Below are 16,760 nucleotides of genomic sequence, written 5' to 3'. Positions count from 1 at the left end.
CGCCGCCGGCTCGCCGACTGGTCACGCTGCGGCGCTCTGAAGAGCAGGATCGGGGGCGTGGCGCGACACGAGATCGCGGAGCCTCGCCAGGTCGTCTCCGGATGCGGCCCGGCACCGCGACCCGCCGTCGAACTTGGCCTGGTAGAGCGCGGCGTCGGCGGCCCGCAGCAGGTCGGCCGCGCGGCTCCCGTGCTCGGGTGCCATGGCGATCCCGACGCTCACGCCGACGCGCGCCGATGTCCCAGAGCCGACGTCGTACGGCGCTCCGATAGCGTCGATCAGGCGCTGCCCGAACTCCGTCGCCCGGTCCGCCGTGCAGCCTGCGGCGAGCACGACGAACTCGTCGCCGCCTAGGCGCGCCGGCAGGTCGCCTTCGCGCAGAAGGCCGCGCATGCGCTCGGCCACGCTCTCCAGCAACCGATCGCCAGCGGCATGACCGTGCGTGTCGTTGACCGCCTTGAAGTCGTCCAGGTCGAGATAAAGCAGGGCCAGAGCCTCGCCGTCACAGCCAGAGCGCGACAGCCGCTCATCGAGAGCGCGGACAAGCCCGGCCCTATTGGCGAGCCCGGTGAGTTCGTCATGCCGGGCGCGACGGTCGTTCTCGCGCTCGGCGCGCATGGTCGCGATCAGCATTCGGCTTAGTTTGAAGCAGGCCATGGTCATGGCTCCCAGATACACTGGGATCTGGGCGAAGAGGACGAGCAGGAGCGGCTGCGCGGCGATCAGGGCGCCCGGAATCGTCGGGCCGAGGCTCAGCACGATCATCACGCCGCAGAGCCGCGGCGCGCTGAAATTGCGGAAGCAGATCCCGCCGACCATCGCTCCGGCCGACACGCAGGCGAGCGTCGCGGCCACCCAGTCGCCCGTCGCCAGGCTGATCAGCGCACCGTACCCGACGCTGCCGCTCCACGCGATCGAAAGGAGCAGGTTGACGTCGGTCGGCGTGGGCTGATGCTTCAGCGCGCGCCGGCGCGCGATGATCAGCACGGCGAGCCGGGTCAGGCAGATCGCGATCTCGACCGCGAGCCAGGCGACGAACAATGGCGTCGGTGAGCGCGCCGTGATAGCTGCGGCCACCAGGAGGCTGTTCAGGATGCCGCCGATGAAGACGGGCAGTGTGCCGTAGAGGTTGCCGATCAGCGCTAACCGAATGTCCTCGGGCACGTCCGCGCCGCAGTCGGCGAGCCATCGCGTCACGCGCCAGCGCGGAAGGCTGTAGATGCTGGCATCCGACTGCATCGAGTGCTTCTCGGGCTTCCTGTCGACAGGGTCTTTGCGGCAATGACCGCCAATGAAATTGCGAAGAATCGTTCGTTGTGACGATCGTCACTTTGCGCTTCGATTTCGCTAAACGAAGCGCGGCGACTTTAGGCAAATTTGCTTGTTTGCTTAAGGAGCGATTGAGGGGGCGTGGTAAGGATCGCGCAACATTCCTCAAGATTGCGGGCTCACCGCTCGCTCTCGCTGCGCCTATCCGTAGATTCACGGAATCCAAAACGAGGCGAAGAAGGCTTATCTGTACCGCAGCACCGGGATTGGCGTATTTCATAGTTTCGCCGATGGGCCGCAGGCCGTTGGTCTGCGGCCATTTTGCATCTGCTCACTAAGGTTCAGTCGCTGGGGCCGCTCCCGCTGGATCGGCCATCTCGCGCCGCAGTCGGACTCGTCGGCGCAGCCACGCTCGCACCCGCGAAACGCGGCCCTGTGGTCCGGAGGTTGCCCCTTCGGCAGTTCGAGCAGCTCGGTACCTTCATTCCACGACGTTTCACAGCGCGCCGAGATTGTCCGGCGCGTCGCCGAACTTCCGGATCAGCTTGGCGTCGCCGAATTCTCCGACCGCCGGATCCCCGCTGCGGCTAAACGCGACGGCCCCGACGTGCCCCGGCTTGCGCGAAAGCGCCTCCGCCCGCATCACGGCGGCGTTGGCGCTGAAGCATTCTGTGGCCTCGCCTGGTGCGATGCCGTGGTCCGAAGGGACGAACGGCAAAGCGACGTAGTAGGTCAATTCAGACATCGGTCTCGTCCTTGCGCTTGCGCGCCGGCGATAGCCGTCCGCGCGCGTAGCCTGTCGACACTTTCGTCCGGAGCTCTTCGATCTCCGCCTCGAGAAAGCCGTTCGCGACGATCAGCGCTTTCACCGCCTCCCGGGCGTCCCCGCCGCAGACTTCGATCGCCTGGTCGGCGGCGAGTTCGAGGTCGCCCTCGACGGGCGCAGTGCGGTCAGGTGCAGCGGGCATGCCGAATGTTCTCTGTTTGTTCATTCCGAGTCAAGTGCCAGCGTTTCCACAAGCCGCGGCACCTTCGATCGAATTCCGCCCGAGGCTCCCGAGCGCGCTGCGCGCCCTTGAGCCAAGTCAAGGAAAACAGACCTAAGGAACGGATTGAGAAAATGGCGGCCGCAGACATCCGCCTGTGGAACCGGGCTGCCTCGTTCGTCTTGAATCCGGACCGCCCGGAACCGGAGTTTCTGCGTACCCCCGCGCGCCAACTGGAAAAGCTTCCTTCTTGGCGCTCTACCCGGCCACGTCCGAGTCCGAGAAGATCTCGTTCAACCAGCTCAATAGGGCGACCGGTCACCGCATCCGATTCCAAGGAGGAACTGGAGAACGTCGCGCTCGAGTCCACGCGCACCATCGAGATCGACGAGTTCGTCGACAGGTCCGAGATCGATCCGCGCTACCTGATCCGCCCCTACTATCTCAGGCCCGACGGGAAGGTCGGCATGACGCTTTTGCCATGATCCGAGAGACCGTCCGGGAGATGGACAAGGTCGCGATCGGACGCGTCGTGCTCACCAATCGCGAGCACATCATTGCCCTCGAAGCCAATGGACAAGGCTTGGTCGGTACGCTGCTGCGGGACCCTTACGAAGTGCGGGATCCGAAGAATACTTTGAAGAGATCCAAGAGGTCAAAGTCACCAAGGATATGCTCGATCTCGCCAAAGCACATCGTCAACCAGAAGTCCGGACGGCTCGAGCCCGACAAGTTCGAGGACCAGTGCGAAACCGCGCTGATCGACCCATCAACCAGAAGTGTGCCGGCAAGCCGATCACGCCGAAGGAGAAGCCCGCGGCTGTCAACATCGTCGACCTGATGGAGGCGCTGCGGCGGAGTGTGGGTGGCGCGGCGCAGGCGAAGGCCGCCAAGGGCGCCAAGAAGCCGAAGAAGGCAGTGGCGGGTCAGAAGGAAATGTTGGTGTCCATCGAGGGCAAGAAGACGGCAAGGGAGGCTGCAAAGAAAAAGCCGTCAGCCAGGGCCGCACCGCGAGTCTGCCTAGCGATGACGACCGCTTGTCGCTGCGGGGTCCCGGCCTTTGCGCGCCCTTATAACCAAGTATGCGGGAACAGAGGCTGCTGCCGTTCATTCACCATCCATGGAGGAACGGATTTTCCTCGCGGTGATCGTCTCAGCCATGGCGGTTCTTGTCGGGTTGGCGACCATGCTCGTCTTCGGCACGGCGAATTCGGTAGCTTTGGTGCGTCAGCCGCAGCAGCAAACGCCTGTCACGCCGCCGCTGCCAGCAACGTTGCCGCTCGGTACTGCGGCGGCTGGACGTCCCTAGAAATCCAGTTCGCTCCTCGGCGGGCGATTTGACTGGAACGGCTGCGCAAAGCCCTATCATTCGCGGCGAAGGTCCCGCAGGGACAGCGGGACGGAGCGAATCCTAGCCGACAGATTAGGACGGGCAATATGGGCGACCCAGAACAGGGCTCCGCGTCAGCTTCGCAGCAGGTCAATGATCTATTCGACGCGTTGGATATCACACACGCCATCGACTCCCATGAATTTAGACTGTTTCTCGACCATGTACCGATAGCAATAGTCATTTCCAAAATCGTCGGTGGAGATCAGCGCATAGTCTTTGCAAACAAATCCTATGAGGCGCTGACGGGGCAGACCGCCTCGGAAATCAAGGGAAGAGGATGGTCCGTCCTGGAGTCGTTCACGCTCGAAGGGCAGCCCGATGTCACCTTCACCAAGGCGCTCATCGACTGCGATGATTTTATCGGGACATTTCAGCGCGAGCAGCCGAAGCATTTGTTGGTAGACGCATTTGCCGGTGTGATCCAAAACGAGGACGAAACGGAAGACTATCGCATTGTTGCACTGATCGACATTACCGAGCGCGCCAAATCGCAGCGTGAGGAATTCGAGCGACAATTGCGCGATAAGGATCTGTTGCTCAAGGAATTGCAGCATAGAGTAAAGAACAACCTGCAACTGATCGCCGCCCTCATTCGCCTGGATGTCCGCAATCAAAGCAGCGCCGACCGGGCCGCGCTGGATCGGCTGGCTGGACGCATCGATTCCTTGGCGATTCTTTACAGAGAACTTTCCGGCGACGGTCTTGGTCAAACCATAGACCTTGGTCAGTACCTGACACAAATCGCGTCCGCGGTAACGCGTACCCACGGTCTCGACGGCGTCCGGCTGGACCTCAAAGCCGACCAAGCTCCGATTTCGATCAATGTGGCGATGCCGGTTGGGCTTCTCGTCAACGAGTTGCTGACGAACGCATTCAAATACGCCTTTGAAGGGCGGGACTCCGGCACATTGACGGTCAGGTGCCTGCAGGAACGGAACGACTACTAGGGGGTCGTCGTGGCCGACGACGGAAGCGGACTTCCTGAAGGCGCACCCTGGCCGGTGCCCGGGAAGCTCTCAGCACTCATGCTCGCCACGTTGAGGGAGAACGCCAAGGCGGATTTCGTCGTCGACAGCGCGCCCGGGAAGGGAATGCGCGTGAGCATCGGACTCTTCAGAGATATCGCGCGTTGAGCTGAGTAGCCTGGCGGGGCAGCCGACTACGCGGGGCGCCTCGCTGCGCCTTGCAGCCTGGTTCACCTTCGCACGGTTTCGCCTGGCCTCCGGCGCGAGATCCATGACCGCCCGATGAAGCTCGGCAGGAATGGTGAGAGGGCTTTCCGGCGGTTTTTCCGCCCACTGCCGGAAGCGGTCGAAGGCGTCCATCACAGATCCTCCCGAAGTCCCTTGAAGAAGGGATGCCGGACCTTGCCCTCCGCCGACTTCGCGCGGTACTCGATCTCGGCGAGCAGCTTGGGCTCGACCCAGATGCCCTTGTTCGCGATCCGCTTGGAGTACGGCTGAGTTTTCCGGATCAAAGGCTTGAGGCGCTTCTGCAGGTCGGCGGCAGAAGCCTTGTCGAATCTATGGTCCACCTTGCCGGCATATTGGCTCTTGCGGCGGCGCCCGAGGTACATGCCGTCCCATTTGCCTTCATCGAGTGCGAAGCCGGTGATGGTCAGAGTCTCCCTCTGCTCGCAGGTCTTCTTGACCAGTTGTTGCCGCGGCCGCTGGCATACGCGCTGTCCCGCACCTTCGACACCGCGTCGCGATTTGTGGGTCGCTTGAGTCCTTGAAATCGAATCCTTGAAGCTCTGAACTCGGTGATCGTTCTCCGTCTCGGTAAAGGACACAGAGGCGAGGTCGCCGACATTGTCGCTGGCGAGGATTAGCTCGGGATCGATGTCCGTGCGTCGACAAAACCGTGCGGGTAGCGGAGATTGATGTCCTTGATTTCTGTCTTCGGATTCCACCGGCGCGACCCGACGTAGCCGGTGGTCTGATTGGCCACATCGCTTCGAATTCGCGCCGAGGGGTGACCCAGTCCCGGATCGCGGACAGCAAGGTCAGTATCGTGTCGTCAAATGATCCTGCGGTTCCTGCGGTCGTGTCCCCGGTGGTGGTGTAGCTCGGTAGAGCAAAGCCGCCCGGACGCGCGCCCCCAATAGCGCCGTAGCGGGCGGGCGGCTTTGCGGTGGTCACCGGCAGTTCTCCGGTAGGATCGGGTTGCGACACACCAACGCAACCGAGGAACCACCGATGACCGACGACATGATGAACCTGCGCACGCTGGCAGAGAAGACCCCAGACGCCGATCTGCTGCGCGAGATGATCGGCTTTGCGGCCCATCGCCTGATGGAGCTGGAGGTCGAAAGCCAGACCGGGGCTGCCTATGGCGAGAAGAGCCCCGAACGTCTGGCCCAGCAATGGCTACCGCGACCGGATCTGGGAGACCCGCGCCGGTGCGGTGGAGCTGCGCATCCCCAAGCTGCGCAAGGGCTGCTATTTCCCCGGCTTCCTGGAGCCGCGCCGCATGGCCGAGAAGGCGCTTACCGCCGTGGTTCAGGAGGCTTCCGTTCAGGGCGTCTCGACCCGTTCGGTGGACGATCTGGTGCAGGCCATGGGCATGACCGGTATTTCGAAGAGCCAAGTGAGCCGGCTCTGCGCGGAGATTGACGACAAGGTGAAGGCCTTCCTCGGCCGCCCAATCGAGGGTGACTGGCCGTATCTGTGGATCGACGCCACCTACGTGAAGGTGCGCCAGAATGGCCGCATCGTATCTGTCGCGGTGATCGTCGCGGTCGGCGTCAACAGCGACGGCCGGCGCGAGGTTCTGGGCATGGACATCGGGCCGTCCGAGGCCGAGACGTTCTGAACCGCCTTCTTGCGCAAGCTGGCTCGCCGCGGCTTGCGCGGCGTCAAGCTGGTGGTGTCCGATGCCCATGAGGGGATCAAGGCCACCGTGACCAAGGTGCTCAACGCCAGCTGGCAACGCTGCCGCGTTCACTTCATGCGTAACGTGCTGGCCCATGCCGGCAAGAGCGGCCGGCGTGTCGTCTCCGCCTTCATCGCCACAGCCTTTGCCCAGGACGATGCCGAGGCCGCTCGCACCCAATGGCGCAAGGTTGCCGATCAGCTCCGCCCCAAGCTGCCCAAGCTTGCCGGCTTACTCGACGAGGCCGAGACCGACGTGCTCGCCTACGTGGCGGCGGGCGGAGTGAAGCCGTTCAAGTCGCCTGAGCGGCCGAAGCGTCTTGACGGCCTTGAGGGTTGGCTGCGCGAGAGGCTCATTCGGCATCGCGGCAATGCCGACGTGGTGCGCCAGGACCTGTTGGCCGAGAAAGGCGTACTCCGGGAGCGCGTCTCGATGGTATGCGTATTTTGATAGTCAGCTATCCACGCCTGGCTGTTTGCGGAGATCGATGGATGAAGCGGCCCAAGGTTGACGTATCGGAGGCCCGTGAGGGGGAAGACGGCAGGCGGCAGATTTTGCTTTATCTGCCTAGGGACGTCATCAAATCCCTCAAGATGGCGGCAATCGAGGACGGTCAGCCCGCCTACATTCTCGCCGAGAAGGCGCTCCGGGCTTACCTCAAAGCTCGCAAGGTGAAGGCCCGCGCGGCGAAGTGAAGGCGCCTCTCTCGTCGGAGGAAAGGGACCTTCTAGCGGCGTCCCGCGGTTCATCCGGGCCTTTGCGCGTCCATCGGGGGCATTGCATCCCGCACCGCCGTTATCCTTTGATCTAGATCAAGGCCCGCGATGTAAGCCCCCATATTCGGAAGACGAAGTCCAATCCGTCATTGGGAGAGCAGGTTTGGCGGACGAAATTCACCCCCAGGCTCCTCATAAGCTTCCGTTCTTCCTGCCGGGGGCCGATGGCTCCGACGTGCTACTGGTGGTGATGGGGTTCTTCTTGGTGGCGGTGATCTTTTCCGTGGGAGTGCTTTACTGGAAGCTGCACAGCCTGCCCGAGCGGATGGCACACAAGTCGCTGAAGCTGCAGTTCGAGTTCGTCGCCGTGCTCGGCCTGATCTCGCTGTTCACGGGGATGCACGCGTTCTGGATCGCGGGCCTGCTTTTGGCCTTGATCGATATTCCCGATTTTGGCACGCCGCTGCGAGGCATCGCCGGATCGGTGGAGCGGATAGCCGACGCGAAGTCCGAGGCAGCCGAGACTGTCAGCCTATCGGAACCTTCGGAAAAGACCCGCAGCGTCGGGTAGTGCAGGAGCTTGGCCCTGCAACGCGGAACTGGGAAGCCGAAGCGACGGAAACAACTTCTTATGACGATGCGGCAACATTGTCGCACCCCGCGTTTTTGCTGAGGACAACCGACCGAGCGACGTGTAGGAGTGCCGAGTATGCCGAGTCGCCCATAGCGACAGCGCCACTTCTGCCTCTGCGGATTTGCCTCGCGTTATGCCGATCGCCGCCACCAGCAATGCTCTCCTTCGCCGGCTGCGCGATCTGCTGGTTCTGTTGCTTGCGTTCGGACATTTGAGCGTCGCCGTCCTCCACAGTGCCCATATCGACCATCTGGCAATCTCCGGCTCGACCGAGACAGTCTTTTCGACTGCAGGTCTGGGAAGCACGACCGGTGGCGACAGCGTTCTGACCGAACGGCATTGCCACGGGTGCTTCTCCGTCTCGCCCGTTCGGGCCACGGCAGCCTGGTCGCTCGCTGCGGCCGTGACGAAGCCGGTCGCTATGCCGACGAAGCGGCTGACCGGCACCTCCTCCGCATTGGATACTCCCCCTCCAAAGGCCTGATCTGAACGAACCCGCTCGGCGCATCCGTGCGTCTTCTTGCCGTCGTTTGCAGGTCTATTTCCATGTCATCTGAGATCGCTGCCGCGCGAGAAGCGCGAGCGCATGTATTCGTCGCTTTGCCCATGGTTTTCGAGACGTGGGAGCGGCGTTTGTCGTCGGCCGGTCGATGCGGCTTGGGAACCTTCGTTTGCCTGGCGCTGCGCGACCGCGCCTCCCGTGCAGCGAGACGCGCGCCATGAAGCGGCTTTTCGCGAACTCGGTCCTGGCCACGATCGCGCTGGCTGCAATCGGCTTCTTCCTGCTGAACTTGCCTCAGCAAAGCTCCGGCAAGCAATCGGAGACGGGGCATGGTCACGAAGAAGGAGGTCACGCCGACGGCGTCGAAATGAGCGACGACAAGCTCAGATCTTCCGATATAGAGCTCCTCGTCGCGGCGCCTGGCGTTCTTCGCGATAGTCTGCTCCTCAACGGCATTTTGCAGCCAAATCAGGAGGCTCTCGTTCAGGTGACGCCTCGATTTCCAGGGCTCGTCCGCGAGATCAAGGCGAGCGTCGGTCATCGCGTCGAAAAGAACGACCTCTTGGCCAAGATCGAGAGCAACCAGAGTCTCACGACGTATGAGATCCGGGCGCCGTTGGCCGGCACGGTCATCGACCGCCAAATATCTCTCGGCGAATACGCGTCGGAGCAGAAGACGGCCTTCACGATCGCCGATATTTCCACCGTATGGGTCGACCTCTCCGTCTATCGACGGGACCTGAAGCGGGTGCGGGAAGGCGACAAGGTCGTCATCGACGTCGGCGACGGCGGGAAGCCGATCGAGGCCAGGCTGACCTACATTTCGCCTGTCGGCAGCGCGGATACGCAGAGCGCTCTTGCGCGCACCAGCGTGCCGAACGAGGGGACAAGACTGAGGCCAGGCATGTTCGTCACGGCGCGCCTGATGCTCTCGGACAAGTCCGCGCCGATCGTCGTCAAATCGACCGCCGTCCAAAGCTTCGAAAACCGCAACGTCGTCTTCGTCCGCAATGGCCTGAAATTCGAGGTGCGCGAGGTCGAGCTGGGTGCTCGCGATCGCGAGCACGTCGAGGTGCAGTTCGGCCTGGAGGAGGGCGACCTGTACGTGGGACGGAACAGCTTCATCGTCAAGGCGGAAATAGCCAAGGGAACGGCCGCCCATGAGCACTGAGCAGGGCCAGGTCGGCGACCGGAAGCACGGCGTCATCACCGCGATAATCGCATTCTCGATCCGCCAGCGATGGCTGGTCCTCTTTGCTGTGCTCGCAGTCGGGGCAATCGGCGCCTGGAACTTCACGCGCCTTCCGATTGACGCGGTACCGGACATCACCAACGTGCAGGTGCAGATCAACGTGAGCGCGGCGGGCTATTCGCCTCTGGAAGTCGAACAGCGCATCACGTTTCCAGTCGAAACCGGCATGGGTGGGCTACCGAACCTCCAATACACACGGTCGCTGTCCAGATACGGGCTAAGCCAGGTCACCGTCGTCTTCGCCGACGGCACGAACATCTATTTCGCGCGCCAGTTGGTCAACGAGCGTTTGCAGCAGGTGAAAGACCTCCTGCCGAACGGCATCGAAATGGCGATGGGACCGATTTCGACGGGCCTCGGCGAGATATTCATGTTCGCCGTCGAGGCGAAGAAGGCAGCCAAGAACCCCGACGGGAGCGAGATCAGCCCGATAGACCTCCGCACGATCCAGGATTGGATCATCAAGCCGCAGTTGCGGACGGTACCCGGCGTAGTCGAGGTCAACACCATCGGTGGGTTCGAGCGGCAGTTCCACGTCCTGCCCGATCCTACCAAGCTGATGGCGTATCGGCTGAATTTTCGCGATGTGATGACCGCGCTTGCGTCGAACAATGCCAACGTCGGCGCGGGCTACATCGAACGAAACGGCGAGCAATACCTGGTTCGCACGCCGGGGCAGGTGGGCGACGCGAGCGACATTCGAAACATCGTGATCGGGGCGCGCGAAGGGATCCCGGTCCGGATCGGCGACATCGCAGAAGTGATCGAAGGGCGAGAGCTCCGTACCGGTTCGGCAACTCTGAATGGGCGCGAGACCGTTGTCGGGACGGCCATGCTGCTCATCGGCGAAAACAGCCGCACGGTGGCCCAGCGTGTATCGGCAAAGCTGGACGAGATCGCGAAATCCCTGCCCGAAGGTGTGGTGGCGAGGGCGCTTTACGACCGTACGCGCCTCGTCGAGGCCACGATCGCGACCGTAGAGAAGAATCTGCTCGAGGGCGCGATCCTCGTCATCGTGATCCTGCTGCTGATCCTCGGCAACTTCAGAGCGGCCGTCGCCACCGCGCTCGTCATTCCCTTGTCGATGCTCATTACCGTGACGGGAATGGTCGAGAATAAGGTCAGTGCGAACCTCATGTCGCTCGGCGCCATCGACTTCGGCATCATCATCGACGGTGCGGTCATCATCGTCGAGAACTGCCTGCGGCTGCTTGCGGAGGAGCAGCACCGCAGAGGGCGCATACTGAGCCGCGAGGAGCGTTTCGATACGATTTTGGCGGGAGCAGGGGAGGTCGTGCAGCCCAGCCTATTCGGCACCCTCATCATCGCGGTCGTCTACCTCCCGGTTCTCACGTTGACGGGCGTCGAAGGGAAGATGTTCACGCCCATGGCCCTGACAGTTCTCATGGCGTTGGGCGGCGCCGCGATCCTGTCGATGACCTTTGTTCCGGCCGCTGTTGCCATTCTGGTGACCGGCAAAGTGACCGAGAAAGAGAACTGGTTCATGCGCGGGGCTCGCTTCGCCTATGTGCCGCTTCTCGATGCCTCGATACGCAATCGGCACATGGTCGCACTGGCGACCGGCGCGTTGGTGATCGTCAGCGGAATTGCCGCGTCCCGTATGGGCGGCGAGTTCATACCCTCGCTCGATGAAGGCGATGTCGCCACGCACGCGATGCGCATTCCGGGGACGAGCCTGACGCAGGCCGTGGATATGCAGATCAAGCTGGAGGAGGCCATCCGGAAGGTGCCCGAGGTCCGTGAGGTCTTTTCCAAGATCGGCACGGCGGAGGTGGCCACCGATCCGATGCCGCCGAACGTCGCCGACACCTACATCATGCTCAAACCCCATGCGCAGTGGCCCGATCCTTCGATGACCAAGGCGCAACTCGTCTCCAAGATCGAAAAGGTCGTCGCGGAGGTGCCGGGCAACAACTATGAGTTCACCCAGCCTATTCAGATGCGTTTCAACGAGTTGATATCGGGCGTTCGCAGCGACGTCGGGGTCAAGATCTTCGGCGACGACCTGAACACGCTGCTGCAGGTGGCGGGCCAGGTCCAAAACGTGCTCCAAGGCGTGCAGGGGGCTGCAGACGTGAAGACCGAGCAGGTCTCCGGATTGCCCGTGCTCACGGTCAAATTGAACCGGCAGGCCTTGGCACGACAAGGCCTGAGCATCTCCGATGTGCAGGGTATCGTCGAGATCGCGGTCGGGGGCAAGAGCGCCGGCCTGGTGTTCGAAGGCGATCGTCGTTTCGAAATCATCGTTCGGCTGCCCGAACACCTTCGTTCGGATATGGAAGCGATCCGCAATCTTCCGATCCCGCTTCCCGTGCGAGAAGGCCAGGCTGGGGCCATCAAGGCGGCGTGGGGCAGTTCACCCTTGGGGCAGGTCCGTTATGTCCCGCTCTCCTCGGTCGCCGAGATCGACGCGGCTCCGGGCCCCAATCAGATAAGCCGCGAAAACGGCAAGCGACGCATCGTGGTCACCGCGAACGTGCGCGGCCGCGACCTCGGCTCTTTCGTTGCCGATGCCCAGCGGCGGATCGCCGACGGCGTCAAGGTGCCGGCGGGCTATTGGATCACCTACGGAGGACAGTTCGAGCAGTTGGTTTCCGCAACCAAGCGGCTGACCATCGTCGTTCCGATCGCGCTACTCCTCATCTTCGTATTGCTCTTCATGAGCCTCGGGACCTTCGCCGATGCCGCATTGGTCTTCAGCGGGGTGCCGCTCGCGCTCACGGGTGGCATTGCCGCCCTGCTGCTGCGCGACATCCCGCTTTCGATCAGCGCCGGTATCGGGTTTATCGCGCTATCGGGCGTCGCCGTCCTGAATGGCCTGGTCATCATCGCGTTCATCCAGAAGCTGCGATCGGAGGGCCGCCCTGTCGTCGAAGCCGTTCGCGAGGGGGCGCTGACCAGGTTGAGGCCGGTTCTAATGACCGCCCTGGTGGCAAGCCTGGGATTCGTGCCCATGGCGATCGCGACCGGCGCCGGCGCCGAGGTGCAGCGGCCACTCGCCACCGTGGTCATCGGCGGGATCGTATCATCGACCATTTTGACGCTGCTGGTCTTGCCGGCGCTCTACACGCTCTTCCGTCGTGAAGCGGTCACGACGAAGTCGACTTCCGCAACCGCACAAGGAGAAACTGCATGAAACCCGCCGCGTTCATACTGGCCGTATTGCTCTCGGTCGTCCCGGCTCACGCTCAACACTCACACGGTTCGAAGGGACCCAATGGCGGCGTTCTTGCGGATGCGGCCGGCGTGCATATCGAGTTCCTGCCGTCGGGAAATGCCGTGACGTTCAACGTCCTTAACGAGGACAACAAGCCCGTGTCGACGAAGGGCTATACGGCCTCTGCTCTAATCGTGAACGGCGACGATCGAGAGACGATTGTCCTTTCTCCGTCGGGAGAGAACGTCCTGAAGGGTGAAACGAAGAAGCCGGTGACGGCATCAACCGCGATCACACTCATGATCAAGACGGACACGGGCAAGTCGGGCCAAGCCAAGTACAAGGGCTGAAGGCTCCATCCGACGACATTGTCGACGGCAAGACAAAGCCGCGCGCAGTTATGTCGGCTCCAAGCCGAGAACCGAGTGCGCGGCGGCTCACATGCCTTGTGGATCCCGCCCGCTGCGATCCTCAAACCAAGCAAGCGCAGCGCAACGGCGACCACCGGCCTCATTCGGCAGTTTGAAAGGCAGTCTTCCAATGTCCGACAAGACCGTCATCGGGCTATCGCGATTGATCACACTGCAACAGCAATTGGACAAGGTTGCTCGAAACGTTGCTAATCAGACCACGACCGGGTTTAAACGCGAGGGGCTTCAGTTCCGCGAATATCTCACGAAGGCGAAGGAAGCCGACGACATTCCTTCCTCTCCGATGCGATCGCTGGTGGCGGTCACCGGCTATACCGACTTTTCTGGCGGCCCCCTCAAGGCCACCGGGAATGGAACGGATGTCGCGGTCGTCGGTGACGGCTTCTTTGTGATCCGGACGGCTGCCGGAGATCGCTACACGCGGAACGGAGCGTTCACGCTCGACAAGGAAGGCCGCGTGGTCACGTTGTCGGGCGATATCGTGTTGACTGCGACCGGCCCCTTACAGGTTCCGCCACGCGATGGGCCGGTGAGCATCGGAGCCGACGGGACCATCTCGACGGCGAGGGGACCGATAGGACGTCTGCGCCTCGTGAAGTTCGAAGATAATGCCAAGTTGCGCGCCGAGGGAAGGACGCTGTTTTCATCGGAGTTGCCGGCGATCGAAGTACCGCCGGCGCAGATCCGGCTGGCTACGGGAGCCTTGGAGGGAGCGAACGTGAACGCGGTCCATGAGATGAGCAGTCTCGTCGCTGCGACCCGAGCCTACGATCAAGTTGCCAACACGATCCTGCGTGAAGACGACAAGAACGAACTTAGAAAGTTGGCTGGTGAGGATTTGTAGGCCACGAAGCGCTCAGCGGGCGGCAGCCCGAAGTTGGAACCGTTCGACCGGCGACGCGCTCGCGATATTTCGCGGATCGACGGAAGGTAGCCATCATGTTAGGTAGCCTCGTTGTCTTCACCAAGTGGGTGATCATTGTCGGTTAGTCAGGTCATATCGGGAACTCGGCGCATTACTGCGTTGCGCGGGATCGTGTCCGCTCTCCTGACCCTGGCGTACGTCCTGTCTGGCGTTCTGCATGGACTCGTTGATGTCGGCGTCGCCATTCGCTCCGGATCAGCCTCGGCGATCGTGGCTACGGACGGCAAGAGCTCCCAATCGCCCGAACGGGGTTTGGTGGCCGATCACCACTGTCACGGTTGCTTTTCGGTGTCGGTCCCCGGGCCGGCGCAACAGGCGGAACTCACCTTGGATGTGAGGCCCGCTGAGTTGCCGAAATCGGCGGCTCCCCTATACGGGAATGTTCGCGGTCTTGATCCACCCCCGCCGAAATCTCTGACCTAAAGCGAACGACGCGGGACGCATCGCGCGTCCTGTTTCCGTTTTCCGTCGAACCTCCCTCGCGCCGCAGCGCGATGCTGTCGTCCCTGCCTTTGGGATGGCGACGGCGTCGCTCTCAAAGCCTTTGCGAGCTCAGCCAAGTTGCTGGGGCAGCAAGCGTGTGTAGGCGATCTCGATCGAGAACGCATTTTTCAGAAACCGCTCTTTCGGGGCCATTCCGTTTTGCAGGCGCCGTCGGCGTCCACATTGGAATTGAAGGATCACGTTATGGAAACCAAGCAAGTTGAAGACCCGCAGACTTCGGCGCCGGACGACCTCTTGCAGCGACTATCCTGGGAAGTGAAGCAAATTCACGGCTGTTTGAGCGAAGTGCAGAAGTGTTGGGCGACCGGCCTGGGTGTCACTGTGGCTCAATGGAACATTCTGATGGCGATATCGCATCTTGCGGACGACGAGGGGGTGCGGGTCAGCGTGGTGTCGGAGAGACTCGCCGTGGACGCGTCCTTCGTTACGGCGCAGTCGCAATTGCTCGAGTCCAAAGGACTGATCCGCCGCAAGCCGAGCGCTACCGATCGCCGTGTTGTTCTCCTCGCGCTCTCGAGCAACGCTCGGTGGCAGATAGAAAACCTGTCTGGCTCCATGAACGCAGCGAACGCGTATGTTGCCAATAACGCGAGCGGCAAGGCGCATCGACTTCTCGCAGAACTCGAGGAGCTGAAGAGCGTCCTCAAGCGCGCGAAGCTTCTGACGGCTTCGGACGCTCTGCGCCATTGGCCTCGCGGTCGCGACACCGCATGAAGTTTCTATCAAATTTGGTCGTGGCGGCGCTCAAACCGCTTTACTACTGCTTCGCCGCTGCAATGCTGCGCGACACGTCATGGCAGGAGCCCTTGTTCGATCTGGTTCCTCCGAAGAGCGGAGAGCGCCTCTTGGCGTTCGGACCGGGAAGCGCGGCGACCGCGATCTCGCTTGCAGAACGGTTCACCGAGCTCAGTATCGTTGTAGCGGATCCCGATCCATCGATCGTCCGAAAGTCAAAGCGAGCTATCGAAAAGCAGCAAACTTCGAATATTACGTTCATCGACGCACCTTCCATTGCGGTCCACACCGGCAGCTTCGACCGCGCGATATGCGTACTGTCTTTCCACCTGCGGGCTCCCGATGAAAAAATCGCCTTGGCGAAGGAGGCTTTCCGAGTCCTGCGGCGTGGGGGCGCACTGTACGCTGCGGACTATGACCGGCCGACCAACCGGGAGGAACGCATCGTCCTCAACCTTGCAGCGCAGATTTCAAGTAGGATTGCGGTTCAGTCCCACGTCGATGGGACCTGGGGCAAACTCTTCAAAAAGGGCGGGCTTTGCCGGGGCCAAACTGCAGTCCTCGCATTCGGTGCGGATCGGACGAGTTGCAATGCTATCGTTTAGGAAGCCGTGAAAGAACGTCGCATAAGACGGGTACGTTGCCTCCGAAGAAAAACCTGCAGCCACGTCCCAGAACTGGCAGCGTTACCCGCATGCTCGATTCCTGGAAATTGCGAGTGGCACGCAACAAATGTTTGGGATTGTTATAATATTGCGGGTCGACGTGAGCCTTGTGCCCATGCTACCTACCAACTCGCGAACGTAGAGTGTGGTCATTGACGATTGGTCGGATCAGATCTGGATTTCGGCATATTCCTGCTTTGCGCGGGATCGTGTCCGTATTTCTGATCGTGACCTATCTGATGTCGGGTGCGCTGCATCGGTGTCTCGACCTCGACGTGACCAATCCTGCCGGTTCCCCGGTGGCTTGGATGGTCGATACCAAGCCCGATAGCGGCCCTGAGACTGGTGCCATCGTCGACCATCACTGCCATGGCTGCTTCGCGGTCTCCGTCGCAGCGCCTCCGCAGCAGGTCATGACCGTGATGGAACCCAAGGTGGCGGTCCTCATCCGGGCGACGGCCCCTCTGACCGACACCGTGCGCGGTCTCGATCCGCCCCCACCGAAGTCCCTGACCTGAAAATGACCGCTGGGCGCATCGCGCTCTGATTCCGTCTTTCGTCAGGTTTTCATCATGTTTTCAAAGTGCGTCACGCGTTTCGCGTGCGCGACGGCGTTGCTGGTCAGTCCTTGGCTGACGGCGGCGTCACATTCGCAGACCCTCAATCTCGGGGCGGCGCTGCAGCGCGCGCTCGCGA

15 protein-coding genes and 3 pseudogenes are annotated in these 16,760 nt (G+C 62.0%); 13 read left to right on the top strand and 5 right to left on the bottom strand.

Going from position 1 to position 16,760, the window contains the following annotated elements; translation table 11 throughout:
• Positions 1-21 precede the first annotated feature (21 nt).
• The 3 genes from AX729_RS23900 to AX729_RS23890 all read right to left on the bottom strand — a co-directional run bounded on the left by AX729_RS23900 (position 22) and on the right by AX729_RS23890 (position 2,237).
• Positions 22-1,239, bottom strand: a complete 1,218-nt coding sequence (locus AX729_RS23900; protein ID WP_061026744.1) for a GGDEF domain-containing protein — start codon at positions 1,237-1,239, stop codon at positions 22-24.
• A 526-nt stretch (positions 1,240-1,765) separates the two neighbouring features.
• Complete coding sequence (locus AX729_RS23895) at positions 1,766-2,014, bottom strand: hypothetical protein (RefSeq protein WP_061026743.1); 249 nt, start codon at positions 2,012-2,014, stop codon at positions 1,766-1,768.
• Positions 2,007-2,237 carry a hypothetical protein gene (locus tag AX729_RS23890; protein WP_061026742.1) on the bottom strand — a complete coding sequence of 77 codons (231 nt, stop codon included), beginning with the start codon at positions 2,235-2,237 and terminating at the stop codon, positions 2,007-2,009. The genes AX729_RS23895 and AX729_RS23890 overlap by 8 nt, the downstream gene beginning before the upstream one ends.
• Positions 2,238-2,441: 204 nt before the next feature.
• Between AX729_RS23890 and ku the strand changes: the two are divergent.
• Both ku and AX729_RS23880 read left to right on the top strand, forming a co-directional pair.
• Positions 2,442-3,260, top strand: a pseudogene (gene ku, locus AX729_RS38865) (non-homologous end joining protein Ku); the annotation flags it as partial.
• Between the two features lie 432 nt (positions 3,261-3,692).
• A complete protein-coding gene (locus tag AX729_RS23880; RefSeq protein ID WP_061026741.1) occupies positions 3,693-4,595 on the top strand; it encodes a sensor histidine kinase in 903 nt (300 codons plus the stop codon).
• A 69-nt stretch (positions 4,596-4,664) separates the two neighbouring features.
• On the opposite strand, the gene AX729_RS38860 is transcribed toward AX729_RS23880, so the two are convergent.
• Complete coding sequence (locus AX729_RS38860) at positions 4,665-4,973, bottom strand: hypothetical protein (protein ID WP_061026740.1); 309 nt, start codon at positions 4,971-4,973, stop codon at positions 4,665-4,667.
• Positions 4,973-5,349, bottom strand: a pseudogene (locus AX729_RS23870) (ATP dependent DNA ligase); the annotation flags it as partial. The pseudogene AX729_RS23870 and the gene AX729_RS38860, both read right to left, overlap by 1 nt.
• A gap of 497 nt (positions 5,350-5,846) precedes the next feature.
• Here AX729_RS23870 and AX729_RS23865 point away from each other — a divergent pair.
• From AX729_RS23865 to AX729_RS23815, 11 genes and pseudogenes are all read left to right on the top strand, one after another.
• Positions 5,847-6,792, top strand: a pseudogene (locus tag AX729_RS23865) (IS256 family transposase); the annotation flags it as partial.
• A 221-nt stretch (positions 6,793-7,013) separates the two neighbouring features.
• Positions 7,014-7,217 (top strand): hypothetical protein, encoded by a 204-nt coding sequence (locus AX729_RS23860; protein WP_061026739.1) that lies wholly within the window; start codon positions 7,014-7,016, stop codon positions 7,215-7,217.
• A gap of 184 nt (positions 7,218-7,401) precedes the next feature.
• Positions 7,402-7,809, top strand: coding sequence for a hypothetical protein (locus tag AX729_RS23855; protein WP_061026738.1), 408 nt, complete (start codon positions 7,402-7,404; stop codon positions 7,807-7,809).
• Positions 7,810-8,005: 196 nt separating this feature from the next.
• Entirely contained in the window at positions 8,006-8,356 is a 351-nt protein-coding gene (locus AX729_RS23850) for a hypothetical protein (protein WP_061026737.1), read from the top strand.
• Positions 8,357-8,591: 235 nt separating this feature from the next.
• Complete coding sequence (gene ihpB, locus AX729_RS23845) at positions 8,592-9,545, top strand: divalent metal ion exporter adaptor subunit IhpB (RefSeq protein ID WP_061026736.1); 954 nt, start codon at positions 8,592-8,594, stop codon at positions 9,543-9,545.
• Entirely contained in the window at positions 9,535-12,783 is a 3,249-nt protein-coding gene (locus tag AX729_RS23840) for an efflux RND transporter permease subunit (protein WP_061026735.1), read from the top strand. Before ihpB ends, AX729_RS23840 begins: the two co-directional genes overlap by 11 nt.
• Positions 12,780-13,154: a hypothetical protein gene (locus tag AX729_RS23835; protein WP_061026734.1), complete on the top strand. Its 375-nt coding sequence runs from the start codon at positions 12,780-12,782 to the stop codon at positions 13,152-13,154. The genes AX729_RS23840 and AX729_RS23835 overlap by 4 nt, the downstream gene beginning before the upstream one ends.
• Positions 13,155-13,344: 190 nt before the next feature.
• Positions 13,345-14,079, top strand: coding sequence for a flagellar basal-body rod protein FlgF (gene flgF / locus AX729_RS23830; RefSeq protein ID WP_061026733.1), 735 nt, complete (start codon positions 13,345-13,347; stop codon positions 14,077-14,079).
• 768 nt (positions 14,080-14,847) lie between these two features.
• Complete coding sequence (locus AX729_RS23825) at positions 14,848-15,378, top strand: MarR family winged helix-turn-helix transcriptional regulator (protein ID WP_156457174.1); 531 nt, start codon at positions 14,848-14,850, stop codon at positions 15,376-15,378.
• On the top strand, positions 15,375-16,004 hold the full coding sequence (locus AX729_RS23820; RefSeq protein WP_061026731.1) for a class I SAM-dependent methyltransferase: 630 nt from the start codon (positions 15,375-15,377) through the stop codon (positions 16,002-16,004). The genes AX729_RS23825 and AX729_RS23820 overlap by 4 nt, the downstream gene beginning before the upstream one ends.
• A gap of 269 nt (positions 16,005-16,273) precedes the next feature.
• Positions 16,274-16,582, top strand: a complete 309-nt coding sequence (locus tag AX729_RS23815) for a hypothetical protein (RefSeq protein WP_156457173.1) — start codon at positions 16,274-16,276, stop codon at positions 16,580-16,582.
• Positions 16,583-16,760 lie beyond the last annotated feature (178 nt).

Origin of the sequence: Bradyrhizobium sp. CCH5-F6, from assembly GCF_001556045.1 — a bacterium.
GTDB lineage: Bacteria > Pseudomonadota > Alphaproteobacteria > Rhizobiales > Xanthobacteraceae > Bradyrhizobium.
Note: the sequence above shows the minus strand (reverse complement) of the source record. Positions and strands in the feature narration are given on the sequence as shown.